At 67.6% G+C, this 15,843-nt stretch carries 13 protein-coding genes; 2 read left to right on the forward strand and 11 right to left on the reverse strand.

The window, feature by feature from the left end; genetic code table 11:
- Positions 1-33: 33 nt before the first annotated feature.
- Positions 34-1,083, reverse strand: a complete 1,050-nt coding sequence (locus ACTHNC_RS10375) for a 3-isopropylmalate dehydrogenase (RefSeq protein WP_440294522.1) — start codon at positions 1,081-1,083, stop codon at positions 34-36.
- A gap of 295 nt (positions 1,084-1,378) precedes the next feature.
- On the opposite strand from ACTHNC_RS10375, the gene ACTHNC_RS10380 reads away from it, so the two are divergent.
- The gene (locus tag ACTHNC_RS10380) at positions 1,379-1,633 is read left to right on the forward strand and encodes a DUF6458 family protein (RefSeq protein ID WP_440294523.1); all 255 of its coding nucleotides are present in this window, start codon (positions 1,379-1,381) and stop codon (positions 1,631-1,633) included.
- A 15-nt stretch (positions 1,634-1,648) separates the two neighbouring features.
- Here the strand turns inward: ACTHNC_RS10380 and ACTHNC_RS10385 are convergent, their stop codons facing one another.
- Both ACTHNC_RS10385 and serA read right to left on the reverse strand, forming a co-directional pair.
- Positions 1,649-2,515 carry a PhzF family phenazine biosynthesis protein gene (locus ACTHNC_RS10385; protein ID WP_440294524.1) on the reverse strand — a complete coding sequence of 289 codons (867 nt, stop codon included), beginning with the start codon at positions 2,513-2,515 and terminating at the stop codon, positions 1,649-1,651.
- Between the two features lie 11 nt (positions 2,516-2,526).
- Complete coding sequence (gene serA, locus ACTHNC_RS10390; protein ID WP_440294525.1) at positions 2,527-4,122, reverse strand: phosphoglycerate dehydrogenase; 1,596 nt, start codon at positions 4,120-4,122, stop codon at positions 2,527-2,529.
- Between the two features lie 247 nt (positions 4,123-4,369).
- Here serA and ACTHNC_RS10395 point away from each other — a divergent pair, with 247 nt between their 5' ends.
- On the forward strand, positions 4,370-5,224 hold the full coding sequence (locus ACTHNC_RS10395) for an NAD-dependent epimerase/dehydratase family protein (RefSeq protein WP_440294526.1): 855 nt from the start codon (positions 4,370-4,372) through the stop codon (positions 5,222-5,224).
- A 14-nt stretch (positions 5,225-5,238) separates the two neighbouring features.
- Here the strand turns inward: ACTHNC_RS10395 and ACTHNC_RS10400 are convergent, their stop codons facing one another.
- The 8 genes from ACTHNC_RS10400 to otsA all read right to left on the reverse strand — a co-directional run bounded on the left by ACTHNC_RS10400 (position 5,239) and on the right by otsA (position 15,734).
- Positions 5,239-5,994, reverse strand: coding sequence for a copper homeostasis protein CutC (locus ACTHNC_RS10400; RefSeq protein ID WP_440294527.1), 756 nt, complete (start codon positions 5,992-5,994; stop codon positions 5,239-5,241).
- A gap of 36 nt (positions 5,995-6,030) precedes the next feature.
- Positions 6,031-7,941, reverse strand: coding sequence for a 5'-nucleotidase C-terminal domain-containing protein (locus ACTHNC_RS10405; protein ID WP_440294528.1), 1,911 nt, complete (start codon positions 7,939-7,941; stop codon positions 6,031-6,033).
- A 187-nt stretch (positions 7,942-8,128) separates the two neighbouring features.
- A complete protein-coding gene (ilvC, locus tag ACTHNC_RS10410; RefSeq protein ID WP_440294529.1) occupies positions 8,129-9,157 on the reverse strand; it encodes a ketol-acid reductoisomerase in 1,029 nt (342 codons plus the stop codon).
- Between the two features lie 93 nt (positions 9,158-9,250).
- Complete coding sequence (ilvN, locus tag ACTHNC_RS10415; protein ID WP_170024247.1) at positions 9,251-9,760, reverse strand: acetolactate synthase small subunit; 510 nt, start codon at positions 9,758-9,760, stop codon at positions 9,251-9,253.
- Positions 9,761-9,763: 3 nt separating this feature from the next.
- The gene (locus ACTHNC_RS10420; protein ID WP_440294530.1) at positions 9,764-11,602 is read right to left on the reverse strand and encodes an acetolactate synthase large subunit; all 1,839 of its coding nucleotides are present in this window, start codon (positions 11,600-11,602) and stop codon (positions 9,764-9,766) included.
- 56 nt (positions 11,603-11,658) lie between these two features.
- A complete protein-coding gene (ilvD, locus tag ACTHNC_RS10425) occupies positions 11,659-13,353 on the reverse strand; it encodes a dihydroxy-acid dehydratase (RefSeq protein ID WP_440294531.1) in 1,695 nt (564 codons plus the stop codon).
- A gap of 57 nt (positions 13,354-13,410) precedes the next feature.
- Positions 13,411-14,220, reverse strand: a complete 810-nt coding sequence (otsB, locus tag ACTHNC_RS10430) for a trehalose-phosphatase (protein WP_440294532.1) — start codon at positions 14,218-14,220, stop codon at positions 13,411-13,413.
- Positions 14,217-15,734: an alpha,alpha-trehalose-phosphate synthase (UDP-forming) gene (gene otsA / locus ACTHNC_RS10435; protein WP_440294709.1), complete on the reverse strand. Its 1,518-nt coding sequence runs from the start codon at positions 15,732-15,734 to the stop codon at positions 14,217-14,219. The genes otsB and otsA overlap by 4 nt, the downstream gene beginning before the upstream one ends.
- Positions 15,735-15,843 lie beyond the last annotated feature (109 nt).

Raw genomic sequence — 15,843 nt, forward strand, 5'->3', positions numbered from 1 at the left:
GCCCGAGCGTCCTGATGGACGTACCCAGGGCGATCAGCCCGCCAGCCGAGCGGCGATCGCGTCGCCGATCTCGGACGTGCTCCGCTGCGTCGACCGCTCCGCGAGGTCGGTCGTGACGGCCGCGCGAACGCGACCGGCGGCATCCTCGTGACCGAGGTGGTCGAGCAGAAGAGCGACGGAGAGGATGGCGGCGGTGGGGTCTGCCTTGCCCTCTCCGGCGATATCGGGTGCCGAGCCGTGAACCGGCTCGAACATGCTCGGGAACGCGCCGTCCGGGTTGATGTTGCCGGATGCCGCGAGACCGATGCCACCGCTGATCGCGGCCGCGAGATCGGTCAGGATGTCGCCGAAGAGGTTGTCCGTGACGATGACATCGAATCTAGCAGGATCGGTGACCAGGAAGATCGTCGCCGCGTCGACGTGCAGGTAGTCGACAGCGACATCCGGATGCTCGGCCGCCACCTCGTCGACGATCCGCCTCCAAAGACCGCCGGCATGCACCAGCACGTTGGTCTTGTGCACGAGCGTGAGCCGCTTGCGCCGCTTCTCGGCCTGATCGAACGCGTACCGCACGACCCGTTCGACTCCGAACGCGGTGTTCACCGACACCTCGTTCGCGATCTCGTTCGGGGTGCCGACACGGATCGCGCCGCCATTGCCGACGTACGGCCCCTCCGTGCCCTCGCGCACGACGACGAAGTCCACGTCGCCCGGATCGCTCAGCGGGCTCGTGACGCCGGGCAGGATGACCGTCGGCCGCAGGTTGACGTAGTGGTCGAGCGCGAACCGCAGCCTGAGCAGCAGCCCCCGCTCGATGTTCGCCCCGGCCAGACGCGGGTCGCCTGGCTTGCCGCCGACCGCTCCGAGCAGGATCGCGTCGTGCCCGGAGATCGCCTCGAGGTCATCGTCGGTGAGCACGTCGCCCGTTGCGAGGTAGCGCGCGGCGCCGAGCTCGAAGTAAGTCTTCTCGAAGACCACGTCGGCTGGGTCGACCACGGCGTCGAGCACCTTGACCGCCTCGGCGACGACCTCGGGACCGATGCCGTCCCCGGGAATGACGGCGAGCCTGACGACGGATGACATGGCGCTCCTTGCTTGCGTCGTGGGCGGGGTCCGCCCCTGCTGATCGACCACACGACGTCCCCTCCGAGCGGGACGCCGACGTGGGATACCAGCCTATCGGCCGCTGTCCGGCTCTCGAGGCAGCGTCCAGCCATCGACCGATTCGATCGGCGTCGTCGCCTCTACACCACCGGAAGCGCTCGGTCGAGCCCTCCCGTTCCCAGGTGCCGCAATCGTAATCTGTGGTCTTCGCGGCGCAAGCCCGCACACAGCACGGCTGAGACGACGCGACGACGCCCGAGCAAAGGAGGACCTCATGAGCCTAGGCGGCGGAATCTTCCTCATAGTGGTGGGAGCCATCCTGGCCTTCGCCCTGAACGTGAACCTCAGCTGGATCGACCTGCACATGGTCGGCTACATCTGTCTGATCGCCGGCATCATCATCACGATCATCGGCATCATCCTGATCACGCGCAGGCGTACCTCGAGGATCACCAGGAGCACGACCATCGACCCGAACAGCGGTCAGCAGGTCGACACGACTCGGCGAGACGACCCGAACGAGTACTGAACGGGTAGGAGCGGCTCAGGATCGACCGGTGACGGCATCCGCGGGCATCGCGACAGTGCCGCGGACGATCGTGCGCGTCTGCCCACCTATCCAATAGCGGCCATCCACGTGCTGCACGTGCACGCGGCCGGCGCGACCCAGGGCCGTGCCCTGCGCCGCAACGTACTTCTGCGGCGCGCGGTCCGAGCCGATCAACCACATCGCCAACCCGGCGTTGAGGCTGCCGGTCACGGGGTCCTCAGGAATCCCGAGGCCGGGCACGAAACCGCGAACCTCGAAGTCGGCCTCGTGACCCGTCGTATGCGGCGCCACGACGCCGACATGGAGGTCGCCCATGCTGACGAAATCGGGACGGAGGGCGAGAACCTCATCGGCGGATCGCAAGAGCACGGCCAGCCATCCAGGGCCGTTGTCCACCCATTCAGCAGCGAGCACATCGCTTCGCGGTATTTGCAACGAGCGCGCGACCCGTTCGACGGTCGATTCGTCGACCTCGCCAGAACGTACCAATGGCGGCCCGGCGAACGCCAGCCGGTCGCCTTCGACGCGTAGTTCGACCAGTCCGGCGGCGCACTCCTGCACGACGACACCCTCGGTCTTCGGCACGCCGCCCGCCTCGAGCCAGGCATGGGCGCTGCCGAGGGTCGGATGTCCGGCGAACGGTAACTCACCGCCCGGCGTGAAGATGCGCAGGCGATAATCGGCGGCATCGTTGGTCGGCGCAAGCAGGAACGTCGTCTCGGAGAGGTTCGTCCACCTCGCGAACCGAGCCATCGTCTCATCGGACAGCCCTTCGGCGTCGACGACGACGGCCACCGGATTGCCCACCAGAGCGGATGCTCCGAAGACGTCGACCTGGGCGAACCGGAGTTCGGCTGTCATGAGTCCTTGGCCTACGACTCGGTGATGTCGATCGCCTGCATGACGTCGGCGTCGATCGCGGCTCGCACCGTCTCGAGGATGCCGTCGGGCACCGGAGAGTCGACAGTGAGCACGCTGAGCGCCTTGCCGCCCGCCGTGGTGCGCGCGATCTGCATGCCGGCGATGTTGATGCCCGCGTCGCCGAACTCGCGCCCGTACACCGCGACGATGCCGGGGCGGTCGTCGTACACCATGACGATGAGGTGCTCGGCGAGCGGCACCTCCACGTCGTAGCCGTCGATGCCGACGATCTTCTCGATCTGCTTCGGTCCGGTGAGCGTTCCCGACACCGAGACCTGCGACCCGTCGGCGAGCGCACCGCGCAGGGTCAGCACGTTGCGGTAGTCCTCGCTGACGGCATCCGTGAGCAGACGCACCTCGATGCCGCGCTGCTCAGCCAGGAGCGGCGCGTTCACATACGAGACGTTCTCGCTCACGATGTTGGTGAAGATGCCCTTCAGCGCCGCGAGCTTGAGAACGCTGACGTCGTAGTCGACGAGCTCGCCGCGGATCTCCACGTCGACACTGGTGATGGGGCTGTTCTTGGCCAGCCCGCTGAACACCTGGCCGAGCTTCTCGAGCAGCGGGATGCCTGGGCGCACGTAGGGGTCGATGATGCCGCCCGCCACGTTCACCGCGTCGGGCACGAGTTCACCGGAGAGCGCGAGACGCACCGAGCGCGCGACGGAGACGCCGGCCTTCTCCTGCGCCTCCGCGGTCGACGCCCCGAGGTGCGGCGTGACGACCACGTTGTCGAGCTTCAGTAGCGGCGACTCCAGCGGCGGCTCCGTGCTGAACACGTCGAGGCCGGCACCGGCGATCGTGCCGCTGGTCAGGGCCCGGTAGAGGGCCTCCTCGTCGATGAGTCCGCCGCGTGCGACGTTCACGATGAAAGCGCTCTTCTTCATCAGCGCGAGCTGGTCGTCGCCGATCATGCCGACCGTCTCAGGGGTCTTCGGCATGTGGATGGTGATGAAGTCCGAACGCTGCAGCAGCTCGTCAAGGCTTACGAGCTGCACGCCGAGCTGCTGCGCCCTCGCAGAGGTGACGTACGGGTCGTACGCGATGACGGACGTGCCGAACGCCTGTAGGCGGGCCGTGATCAGGGCGCCGATGCGGCCGAGACCGATGATGCCGATCGTCTTCTCGTACAGCTCGGTGCCGGTGTACTTCGAGCGCTTCCACTCCCCCGCGGTCAGCGACGCGTTGCCGGCCGGGATGTAGCGGGCGAGCGAGAGGATGTGCCCGATCGTGAGTTCCGCGGCCGAGATGATGTTGGATGTCGGCGCGTTGACGACCATCACGCCCGCCTCGGTGGCTGCCTTGATGTCCACGTTGTCGAGGCCGACGCCCGCGCGCGCGACGACCTTGAGCTTGGGCGCGTGCGACACCGCCTCCGCGTCGATCTTCGTCGCCGAGCGGATGAGCACGGCGTCGGCGTCCGAGAGCGCTTCCAGGAGCGCCGGGCGGTCAGTGCCGTCGACCGAGCGGATCTCGAAGTCGGGCCCGAGGGCCTCGACGGTGGCAGGCGAGAGTTCTTCGGCGATCAGTACGACCGGTTTCGACACGGAAGGGACCCTTCGACGAGAGTGTGCGGATTCAGGTGTGGGCTAACGCGCCCGCACGCCACGGCCATCGGGGCGCAAGTCACCTCAACACTAATGGGCGCGAGGTGCGCCAACGCGCACATGAGCACCCGGTCCGCCGCGCAGCGACGCGGAACGGCCCGCCCTGCTGCGCCGGAATTGGACCGGTGCCGAAGCCCTCGCGCTCGTAGCCTTTCTACGGAACATGACGAATTGTGAAGGGACCTCCATGCGCATCCTCCTTGCCGGCGGCGCCGGTGCTATCGGACGACAGCTCACACCCGCTCTCGTCGCGGCCGGACACGCGGTGTGGGCGACCAGCCGGTCCGCAGGCAAGGCAGGCGTGATCGAGGCCGGTGGCGGACATCCGCTCGTAATGGATGTCTACGCGCCCGACTCCGTCGAGGACGCGTTCGGAGCCGCGCGCCCGGATGCTGTCATCCATCAGCTCACCGACCTCTCCGACTACGATCTGGCCGCCAACTCCAGGATCAGGATCGAGGGCACGAGCATCCTCGTCGACGCTGCGAAGCGGCACGGGGTGCAGCGGATGGTGGCGCAGAGCATCAGCTGGGTCGTGCCGGACGGCGACACGCTCGCCACCGAGAGCGAGCCGTTCCGAAAGGTGGTGACACCAGGGGTCGGGGAGCTCGAGAGCGCCGTGCTCGAGTTGCCTGAGGGTGTTGTTCTGCGATTCGGCCAGTTCTACGGGCCGGGAACCTGGCGCAGTTCGCGCGCCGCGGGTTCCGCCGCCACGCTTCAGCGCGCTCTTGCCCCGATGGCCGAGGTCGGAAGCTTCGTGCAGGTCGCGGATGCGGCGGCCGCCACCGTGCTCGCGCTCGGCTGGCCCCGTGGCGTGGTCAACATCGTCGACGACGACCCGGCACGCGCGGAGGAGTGGATGCCCGTGCTCGCCGCATCCCTCGGCACGACTCCCCCACCGATCCCGGCGGACCTGCCGCACGGTCGCGCAGTGTCGAACGCCCTCGCCCGTCAGCGCGGCTGGACGCCGCGGTTCCCGTCATGGCGCGAGGGCTTCACGGCCCTGGACGGTGGGGTCGTGGTCGAGGGTGCGAGCAGGTAGTCCCGGAGTCCGGCTCAATCGGCCGACGCAGCAAGTGCCTGCCGCGCGCGCAGTACCGCGCGCACCGCGTCGGCATCCGTCGTGTCGTACTCGGGATGCCCGCCGCCCGGCCCGCTCGCCTGACCGGTGACCGTCATCCGCGCTGAGAGGTGAACGGCGTCGAGGCCGGTGTCGGCGAGCACCGGCAGCTGTTCGGCCGTCACGCCTCCTCCGGCCATGATCTGCACGGCACCGGCCGCGTGTTCCACGAGCGAGCGCAGCATCGGCAGCCCGTCGATCGCGTGCCTCGCTGTGCCGGAGGTGAGGATGCGGCGCACGCCGACCGCGGCCAGCGCCTGTACTGCCGACGACGCATCCTTCGCCACATCGATGGCGCGATGGTAAGTGACCGGCAAGGGGCCCGCGGCACTGACCAGGGCGGCCGTCGACGAGACATCCACCCTGCCGTGCTTGTCGAGGAGGCCCACCACGACGCCTCCCGCGCCGAGCTCCCTGGCCTGGCGGATGTCGCGCAGCATCACGTCGAGTTCGTCGACGGAGTAGAAGAACCCGCCGCTGCGCGGGCGGATCAGCACGTGAACGAAGTCGGGGCGGCCACGGTCGCGACTGAGCGCGGCCGCGCACTCGATGAGGCCCGCGCTCGGGGTGAGGCCACCCACCCCGAGCGCGCTGCAGAGCTCCACGCGATCCGCGCCCTCATCGAGCGCGATCCGAACACCATCGAGGTCTTGAACCGCGATCTCGATCTCGGGCGCGCCGATGCGTCTCATGCCCTCAGTATGGCCGTCGGATGTCGCGGCCGACGATCAGAAGACCGGCGTCCCGCTGCGCACGAGCCGCCAGTTCTCCACGTGGAACTGTGCAGGGTCGATGGTACCCTGAGCCGTGGCGTAGGCGACGATCGCCTCTCGGATGGCGACCTGCGCGTTGTACACGACCGGGGCATCCGCGATGTGCGGGAACCCTCCGCCGCCCGACTGGCGGTAGTTGTTCACGGCGACCACGAACTGCTGGTCGTCGGCAACCGGTGCACCGTTGTACGACAGCCCGCTGATGCGCGAGCCCTCCGGCTGTGAGATGTCGATGTCGTAGACGACGCCGGAGAACTGGTCGTAGTTGTAGTCGGGCAGGTTGTGGTTGTTGGTCCACGACGCCGGGTCGACCGGTGCGCCGACGGCGACCTGCTGGTAGTAGCGCGCCGAGTACTCGAGGTAGTCCTTGATCTGGGCGCCGGTCAGCACGGACCCGAGCAGCGTGTTGTCGTAGATGTAGAGCCCTGCCACATCCTTGATGGTCACCGATCCCGCAGGGAACGTCGCCGCCCGGTTGAACGGGGCGGCGATCGACACGACCGGCAGCGACGCGTAGGACGTGCCCGCGATCGCCTCGGTCACCTTGGCGGTCTGCACCACGTTGATGTAGTCCAAAATCGCCGTGTCCTTCCAGCAGGCCTCCGCCGCTGACATGGCCTCGGTGGATGTCGCGACCGCCGTGTTCACGTACGCGACGACGGCGTCGTGCTCCGACTTCACCACAGCGACGAGCTTCGGGTCGTCAACGACGGTGTTCGTGTTGACGGTGATCGCCGACTTCGAGTTCACCGTCCATCGGCCCCGCTCGAACGAGAGCGACAGGTCGAAGACGCTCAACCGTTCGCCCCAGCACTTCGGCTCGCTCATCACGACCTGCTCGCCCGTGGTCTTGTTGGTGACGAAGCGCTGCGGCACGTCGATGTGCGCGTGTCCGAACAGGATGGCGTCCACGCCGGGGACCTGCTCCGCGAGCATCGCTGCGGCGTTCTCCACCGGGATGTCGCCGCTGTACGACGAGAGCCCGCTGTCGCCGGCGTGCACGCTCACGACGACGATGTCGGCGCCGTCACGGCGCATGCGCGGCACCCAGCTCTTCGCCGTCTCGACGACGTCGAGCACGTCGAGCTTCCCGCTGACGTTCGCCTTGTCCCAGATGACGATTCCCGGGTTCGTCAGGCCCAGCACGCCGACTCGCAGCGGCGGCATCCCCTTGAACTTCATCGTCTTGACGACGTACGGCTTGTACTTAGGGATCTTCGTGCCCGGATGCACGGCGTTGGCCGCGAGCACCGGCGCCTGCATCTGCGAGATCCAGTGGTCGAGGAAGTCGAGACCGTAGTTGAACTCGTGGTTGCCGAGAACGACGGCGTCGTAGCCGATCGCGTTCATTTGCAGGGCCATCGGATGAATCGCGCCGGTCTTCGTGGTCGGCTCGACGGTGGCGTAGTAGAAGCCGAGCGGCGTGCCCTGGATGATGTCGCCCGCGTCGAAGAGCAGCGTGTGGTCGCGGCCGCGGTCCGCCCTGATCTGGTTCACGAGGCTCGACACGCGCGCGAGGCCGACCACGTCGCCTGCCGCGTCGCTGAACGCCGCGTCTTTGTAGTAGTCCCAGTTGATTGCGTTGCTGTGGATGTCCGACGTGCCCATGATCGTGATGGTCACGTTCTTGCCGTTCCCGCCCGGTCCTCCGTGGTCGGGCTGCGCCGCCTGTGCGGCGCCCGGCCAGCCGGCCGCGGCGAGCACACCGGCCGCGGATGCTCCAGTGATCAGGCCGCGTCGGCTGATGCGGTGGCGGCGCGCTTCGTTGCGCTGCGCCTCGACTTCGTCCGGCACCGCGCAGGAGCACCACCGCGGCGTGGGCTCGTTGTAGTGGGACGCCTCGTGACTGTGTGTGGATTCGCTCATGGGACCCTATGCGACCACAGCCCCACGCCCCCGAACAAGGGACGAACAGGTGAACTTCGCGTACTTGCTCGTCTGCGCAAAACACCGCCGGTTGAGTAGACCGCGAAGCGGTCGTATCGAAACTCGTCCCGCGCAGAGGCAGGTTTCGATACGCGCCTTCGGCGCTACTCAACCGGCGGTGGGTGTCCTAGCGGGCGACCTCGCCGTCGACGTAGTCATCGTCGTCGGACGAGTTCCACGCGAAGAGCTTGCGGAGCTCGCGTCCGGTTGACTCGATCGGGTGGTCCTCGCCCTCCTTGCGGAGCTTGAGGAATTCGGGAGCGCCGGCGTCCTGGTCACCGATGAAGCGCTCCGCGAACGCCCCCGACTGGATGTCGTCAAGGATGCCCTTCATGCGCTCCTTCGTGCCGTCGTCGATGACGCGCGGCCCGGAGACGTAGTCGCCGTACTCCGCCGTGTCGGAGACGCTCCAGCGCATCTTGGAGATGCCGCCCTCCCAGATGAGGTCCACGATGAGCTTCATCTCGTGGAGCACCTCGAAGTAGGCGATCTCCGGCTGGTAGCCGGCAGCGGTGAGCGTCTCGAATCCGGCCTGGATCAAGTGCGACACGCCACCGCAGAGCACCGCCTGCTCGCCGAACAGGTCGGTCTCGGTCTCCTCGGTGAACGTGGTCTTGATGCCGCCGGCGCGCAGTCCGCCGATGCCCTTGGCGTAGCTCAGGGCGAGCGGCCAGGCGTTGCCGGTCGCGTCGTTCTCGACGGCGACGATCACGGGAACCCCGCGCCCCGCGACGTACTCGCGGCGCACGGTGTGACCCGGTCCCTTCGGGGCGACCATGATGACGTCGACGCCCTCGGGCGCCTGGATGTAGCCGAAGCGGATGTTGAAGCCGTGGCCGAAGACCAGCGCCTTGCCGTCGCTGATGTTCGGTGCGACGTCGTTCGCGTACAGGTGGCGCTGCACCTGGTCTGGCGCGAGGATGACGATCACGTCGGCCCACGTGGTGCCCTCGGCGGGCGTGACCACCTGGAAGCCGGCCTCCTGGGCACGCTGGGTGGACTTCGAGCCCTCCTGCAGACCGATGCGCACCTCGACGCCCGAGTCACGCAGGTTCTGCGCGTGGGCGTGGCCCTGCGACCCGTAGCCGATCACGAGCACCTTCTTGCCCTGGATGATCGTCAGGTCGGCGTCGTTGTCGTAATAGATCTCAGCCATGGATGTGTTTTCTCTCCTTGTTTTCGAAAGTATTCAGATGGTCCGGGTCTCGATACGCGCGCTGCGCGCTACTCGACCTTGACGGCTACGCCGTCAATTCTTGAAGACGCGGTCGGTGATGGACTTCGAGCCGCGGCCGATCGCGAGGAGTCCGGACTGCGCCATCTCCTTGATGCCGTACGGCTCGAGCACCCGAAGGAGCGCCTCGGTCTTGCCGGTGTCGCCGGTGACCTCGATCACGAGGGCGTCGGTGGCGACGTCGACGACGCGGGCGCGGAACAGGTTCACGGCCTCCAGCACCTGCGACCTCGTGGTGTGGTCGACGCGCACCTTGATGAGAAGGTGCTCGCGCTGCACAGACTGGTCGGGGTCGAGCTCCACGATCTTGATCACGTTGATCAGCTTGTTCAGCTGCTTGGTGACCTGCTCGAGCGGGGCATCCTCGACATCCACCACCACGGTGATGCGTGAAAGGCCGGGCACCTCGCTGACGCCCACGGCGAGCGAGGAGATGTTGAACCCGCGCCGGGAGAACAACCCGGCGACCCTGGTGAGCAGACCCGCCTTGTCTTCGACGAGCAACGACAGCACGTGTGTCGACATGGCCTACTCCTCTCCCCAGGTCGGTGCGTGGTCCTTCGCGTACTGCACGTTGGAGTTGCTGACGCCCTGCGGCACCATCGGCCACACCATGGCGTCGCGGCTCACGATGAAGTCGATGACGACCGGCCGGTCGTTCGTCTCCAGCGCCAGCTTGATGGCGTCGTCGATCTCCTCCTCTTTCGTGACCCGGATGCCCAGGGCCCCGTAGGCCTCAGCGAGCTTGAGGAAGTCGGGGATCATCCGCGTCTCGTGCCCCGTGTCCAGGTCCGTGAACGAGTGACGACCGTCGTAGAACAGCGTCTGCCACTGGCGCACCATGCCGAGCGAGGAGTTGTTGATGATCGCGACCTTGATCGGGATGTCGTTGATCGTGCAGGTGGCGAGCTCCTGATTGGTCATCTGGAAGCATCCGTCGCCATCGATCGCCCACACCACGCGGTCCGGCTGCGACACCTTCGCACCCATCGCCGCCGGCACGGCGTAGCCCATGGTTCCGGCGCCCCCGGAGTTGAGGAAAGCGTTCGGACGCTCGTACTTGATGAACTGCGCGGTCCACATCTGGTGCTGCCCGACGCCGGCGACGTAGACGCCCTCCGGGCCGGTCAGCTCGCCGATGCGCTGGATGATCCCCTCCGGCGCGAGGAGGCCGTCACTGGTGGGCGCGTAGCCGAGGGGGAACTGCGTGCGCAGCCCATCGAGCTTGGCCCACCAGTCGCTCAGGTCGGGCTTGCCGACCGTGGCGACCTCGTGCTCGTAGGCGGAAATCAGGTCGGCGATGACGTCCTTGGCATCGCCGACGATCGGAACGTCGGCGTGCCGGATCTTGGAGATCTCGGCCGGGTCGACGTCGACATGCACGATCTTCGCGTGCGGAGCGAACTCCGACACCTTGCCCGTCACGCGGTCGTCGAACCGCGCGCCGAGCGAGACGATGAGGTCGGCATCCTGAAGCGCGAGCACCGCCGCGACGGTGCCGTGCATGCCGGGCATGCCGAGGTGCTGCTTGTTTGAGTCGGGGAACGCACCCCTGGCCATCAGCGTGGTCACCACGGGAGCACCGGTCGCCTCCGCCAGCACTGCAAGCTCATCGGATGCCTCAGCGCGCACGACACCGCCGCCGACGTACAGCACCGGCCGGCTCGCCTCCGCGAGAAGCCGTGCAGCGGCGTGCACCTGCTTGCCGTGCGCCTTCGTCACAGGACGGTAGCCGGGCAGGTCGACCACGGGGGGCCAGGAGAACTCCATGAGGTTCTGCTGGGCGTCCTTCGTGATGTCCACGAGCACGGGGCCGGGACGTCCGGTGGAGGCGATGTGATACGCGGCCGCGATCGTCGCCGGGATGTCCTCGGCGCGCTTGACCAGGAACGAGTGCTTGGTGATCGGCATCGTGATGCCGACGATGTCGGCCTCCTGGAAGGCATCCGTTCCCATCGAGGTGGAGAACACCTGGCCCGTGATGAACAGGGTCGGAACGGAATCCATGTGCGCGTCCGCGATGGCCGTGACGAGGTTGGTCGCACCGGGACCCGAGGTGGCGATGGCGACGCCGACCCGGCGTCCTGCGCTGGCGTAGCCCTCCGCCGCGTGCCCCGCACCCTGCTCGTGGCGCACGAGGATGTGCCTGATGGCATCCTGCGCCATGAGCTCGTCGTAGAACGGGATGACGGCGCCGCCCGGGATGCCGAAGACATCCTTGACGCCGAGGTGGGCGAGCGAACGCAGAATGGCGGCCGACCCGGTGATGAGATCCGGCCGGTGTGAATTGGTTGATTTGCGGGGAGAACCGTCGGCCCCGGCAGCACGCGCTGCCGAAGTCGGCACGGCTCGAGGTTCCGTTGTCATGGGGGACGATTTCCTTGAGATGCGTCGAAGGGAGGAACTGAACGAGAACGCGAGGACTACCCCGTGATCGCGCCCTCGGCGGCCGAGTGCACGAGCTTGGAGTACTTCGCGAGAACGCCACGGGTATAGCGCGGAGGAAGGGGCGCCCAGCCTTCACGGCGGGCGGCCAGCTCGGACTCGTCGACAAGTAGGTCGAGAGAGCGAGCCGCGATATCGACCCGTATCAGATCACCATCGCGCACGAAGGCAATGGGACCACCGTCCACTGCTTCGGGTGCTATGTGGCCGATGCACAAGCCGGTTGTGCCGCCTGAGAATCGACCGTCTGTCAAGAGTAGTACATCTTTTCCGAGCCCTGCGCCCTTGATGGCCGCGGTGATCGCGAGCATCTCGCGCATCCCAGGACCGCCCTTCGGGCCCTCATAGCGGATCACCACGACGTCGCCATGGTCGATCGCACCGTTGGTCAGGGCGTCCATCGCCTCGCGCTCGCGCTCGAACACTCGGGCGGGTCCTTCGAACACCGTGGCGTCGAATCCCGCGGTCTTGACCACGGCACCATCCGGGGCGAACGTGCCCTTCAGGATGGTGAGGCCGCCAGTGGGATGCAGCGGGTCGTCGAGCGTGTGCAGCACCTCGCCGTCCAGCGGCGCCGGGTCGATCTCGGCGAGGTTCTCGGCGATCGTCTTGCCGGTCACGGTGATGCAGTCGCCGTGCAGCAGGCCGGCGTCGAGCAGTGCCTTCATGAGCACCGGGATGCCGCCGTGCCGGTCGACGTCGTTCATCACGTACTTGCCGAACGGCTTCATGTCGGCGATGTGCGGCACCCGGTCGCCGATGCGGTTGAAGTCGTCGAGCGTGAGCTCCACCTCCGCCTCACGCGCGATGGCGAGGAGGTGCAGCACGACGTTCGTGGAACCGCCGAGCGCCATGGCGACGGTGATCGCGTTCTCGAACGCCTCTTTGGTCAGGATGTCGCGCGCGGTCAGCCCGAGTCGCAGCATGTTCACGACGGCCTCGCCCGAGCGGTGCGCGTAGTAGTCGCGCCTGCGGTCGGCCGATGGCGGAGCGGCCGATCCCGGGTAGCTCATGCCGAGCGCCTCGGCGACCGACGCCATCGTGTTCGCGGTGTACATGCCGCCGCACGCGCCCTCGCCAGGTGCGATGGCGCACTCGATGCGCTTGAGGTCGTCGAGGCTCATGGTGCCCGCCTTGCAGGCGCCGACGGCTTCGAAGGAGTCGATGATGGTGACATCCTTCTCGGTCCCGTCGCTGAGCTTGACCCAGCCGGGAGCGATCGAGCCCGCGTAGAGGAAGACGGAGGCCAGGTCGAGTCGCGCCGCCGCCATGAGCATGCCGGGGATCGACTTGTCGCATCCGGCCAGCAGTACGGAGCCGTCGAGGCGCTCCGCCATCATGACGGTCTCGACGGAGTCGCAGATGACCTCCCGGGAGACCAGCGAGAAGTGCATGCCCTCGTGGCCCATGGAGATGCCGTCGGAGACCGAGACGGTTCCGAATTCGAGCGGATAGCCGCCGCCGGAGTGCACGCCCTCCTTCGCCGCCTGCGCCAGGCGGTCGAGCGAGAGGTTGCACGGTGTGATCTCGTTCCAGGAACTGGCGATGCCGATCTGCGGCTTGTCCCAGTCCTCGTCGCCCATGCCGACTGCGCGAAGCATTCCACGACTCGTGGTGGCTTCGATCCCGTCGGTGACCACGCGGCTGCGCGGCTTCATGTCGATCTCAGGCATGAAGTCGAGTTTAGGACTGTAAGGGATGCCGCCAGGCACCGGATCCTGGTGCCTGCACTACCAGCGCGGGGCTCGTGCCGCCGCCAGCTCGGCGAGCAGAGCGGCGACGGCGTCCGGGTCGCTCACGCGATGGCCAGCCTGGGTCTCGCCAGGCCCCACCTTGACGCCGACATCGCCGGGATGCAGCGCGGCGAACGCGTCCTCGTCGGTGACGTCGTCGCCCGCATAGAGCACGGCGGTCGCGCGAACGTGCTCCCTCAGCCGCTCGACGCCGTCGCCCTTCGTCGCGTCCCGTACCGCGAACTCGAGGATGTCTTTGCCCGCGCGCTCGAGGAACCCGCCTCCCAGAGACGACGCGGCCTCCAGCGCTGCCCGATCAGCCGCGCGTGCCTCCTCGGCGCGCACGCCTCTGGTGTGCAGGCCGAGTCCTACCGGCTTGCGCTCGAGCTTGGAACCCGGCGTCGCAGCAACGATGCCCTCGAGCTCGACGGCCAGTGCGTCGAGCTTCCCGCGTTCCTCGTCGGTGAGGCCGACGTCCACCGCTCCGCCGGTGAGCCGCACCTCCACGCCGTGCGAGGCGATCAGCAGAGCCTCGTCGTCGGCCTCGGTCACCCGAACCAGGCCGGCGAGCGGGCGGCCGGAGACGAAAGCGATCCACGTGTCGGGCATCCTCTCGAGCTCGTGCAGCGCGGCCCGCGCGGCAGGCAGCACCCGAGAGTCCCGCGGGTTGTCGACGAGTGGGCTGACGGTGCCGTCGAAGTCGAGCGCGACGAGAAGGCGTTGTGTCGAGGCCAGCCGTTCGATCGCTTCCGGCAGGCTCTCGTCGACGTCGACCCGGCCGGTGGGCCGCGAAGCCTCGCCGCTCACGACTCCGCCGGTCCCTCCGAGCCGGGCACCGACCGCGCGGTCTGCGGGTTATGCGCCGCCTCGTGCGCGCCGAAGTCGTCCTCGTTGGTGACGTGGGTCAGCGCGTCGAAGAAGGTCGCTGACCAGCGCTGCACGTCGTGCGTGAGCACGCGTTTGCGCAGGGCGCGCATGCGGCGCGAGCGCTCCCGTTTGGGCATCTCGATCGCGCGAACCATGGCGTTCTTCAGCCCTTCGATGTCGTGCGGATTCACGAGCAGCGCCTGCTTCATCTCGTCGGAGGCACCGGTGAACTCGCTCAGCACGAGCACGCCGTCGTTGTCGATGCGGCTGGCGACGTACTCCTTGGCCACCAGGTTCATGCCGTCGCGCAGTGCGGTGACGAGCATGACGTCGGCCGCGAGGTAGAGCGCGACCATCTCCTCGCGCGGATACCCCTGGTGCAGGTAGCTGATCGCGGTGTGGCTGATCGTGGAATAGTCGCCGTTGATGCGACTGACCGTGAGCTCCACCTCGTCGCGGAGCTGCTTGTACGTCTCGACGCGCTCCCGGGAGGGACTCGCGACCTGCACCAGCGTCACGTCCTCGACGTCGATCGACTGGTCGCGCAGCAGCTCGCCGTACGCCTTCAGGCGATGCCCGATGCCCTTCGTGTAGTCGAGCCGGTCGACGCCCAGCATGATCGTGGTCGGGTTGCCCAGCTCCTCGCGGATCTGACGCGCTCTCGCCTGGATGTCCGGCTGCGACGCGAGATCCTGGTAGCGCTGTGCGTCGATGGAGATCGGGAACTGCTTGGCCAGCACGGTGCGCACACGGGCGCCGCGCCGGTTCGTCTTCACGTGCCGGTGGCCGACGCCCTCGTCATGGTCGAGCGGCACCTCGATCACCGCTCCCCGGGTCTCGTACCCGAGCAGCCGTCGCACCGCACGGGCGAAGTTGCCCGCATCGCCCAGCCGCTGGAACCCGATCACGTCGGCGCCGAGCAGTCCCTCGACAACCTGCTTGCGCCACGGCAGCTGGGCGTAGATGCCATATGCCGGGAATGGAATGTGATCGAAGAATCCGATGACGAGGTCAGGTCGGGCGTCCCGCAGCATCTTCGGAACCAGCTGCAACTGGTAGTCGTGCACCCACACGACAGCACCGGGGGCCGCCGATTCGAGCGCGGCATCCGCGAACCGGCGGTTCACCTGCACGTACGCCTCCCACCACTCGCGGTGAAAGCTGGGCGGCGCGATCACGTCGTGATACAGCGGCCACAGAGTGTCGTTCGAGAAGCCTTCGTAGTAGTACTCGACGTCCTGAGCGCTGAGCGCGACGGGCTTGATGTCGATGCCGTCCGCCTCGAACGGCTCGAACTCGGCGTCGGCGATTCCCACCCAGCCGATCCAGACGCCGTCCTCGCGCTTCATCATCGGCTCGAGCGCCGCGACCAGCCCACCGGGCGATGGCCTCCAGACGGCGTCTTCGCCCTCGCCGGAGACGTGGTCAACCGGGAGCCGGTTGGAGACGATCACGAGGTCGAATGCGCGAGACCGCTTGGCGGACTCAGAATCGCGCTTAGGCTTCGACGACCCGTTTGCCGCGGCTCCCCCGCCGCCGGATTCGGACTCGTCGTGAGCGGGC

The organism is Humibacter sp., assembly GCF_051954055.1.
Classification (GTDB): Bacteria; Actinomycetota; Actinomycetes; order Actinomycetales; family Microbacteriaceae; genus Humibacter.

Bases quoted from the DNA above. Each gene is read 5' to 3' on its own strand.
- ACTHNC_RS10380 (WP_440294523.1), top strand. From the start codon at position 1,379: ATGAGCCTAGGCGGCGGAATCTTCCTCATAGTGGTGGGAGCCATCCTG.
- ACTHNC_RS10400 (WP_440294527.1), bottom strand. From the start codon at position 5,994: ATGAGACGCATCGGCGCGCCCGAGATCGAGATCGCGGTTCAAGACCTC.
- ilvD (WP_440294531.1), bottom strand. From the start codon at position 13,353: ATGCCTGAGATCGACATGAAGCCGCGCAGCCGCGTGGTCACCGACGGG.
- ACTHNC_RS10385 (WP_440294524.1), bottom strand. From the start codon at position 2,515: ATGACAGCCGAACTCCGGTTCGCCCAGGTCGACGTCTTCGGAGCATCC.
- ACTHNC_RS10405 (WP_440294528.1), bottom strand. From the start codon at position 7,941: ATGAGCGAATCCACACACAGTCACGAGGCGTCCCACTACAACGAGCCC.
- ilvN (WP_170024247.1), bottom strand. From the start codon at position 9,760: ATGTCGACACACGTGCTGTCGTTGCTCGTCGAAGACAAGGCGGGTCTG.
- ACTHNC_RS10375 (WP_440294522.1), bottom strand. From the start codon at position 1,083: ATGTCATCCGTCGTCAGGCTCGCCGTCATTCCCGGGGACGGCATCGGT.
- ACTHNC_RS10420 (WP_440294530.1), bottom strand. From the start codon at position 11,602: ATGACAACGGAACCTCGAGCCGTGCCGACTTCGGCAGCGCGTGCTGCC.
- ACTHNC_RS10395 (WP_440294526.1), top strand. From the start codon at position 4,370: ATGCGCATCCTCCTTGCCGGCGGCGCCGGTGCTATCGGACGACAGCTC.
- ilvC (WP_440294529.1), bottom strand. From the start codon at position 9,157: ATGGCTGAGATCTATTACGACAACGACGCCGACCTGACGATCATCCAG.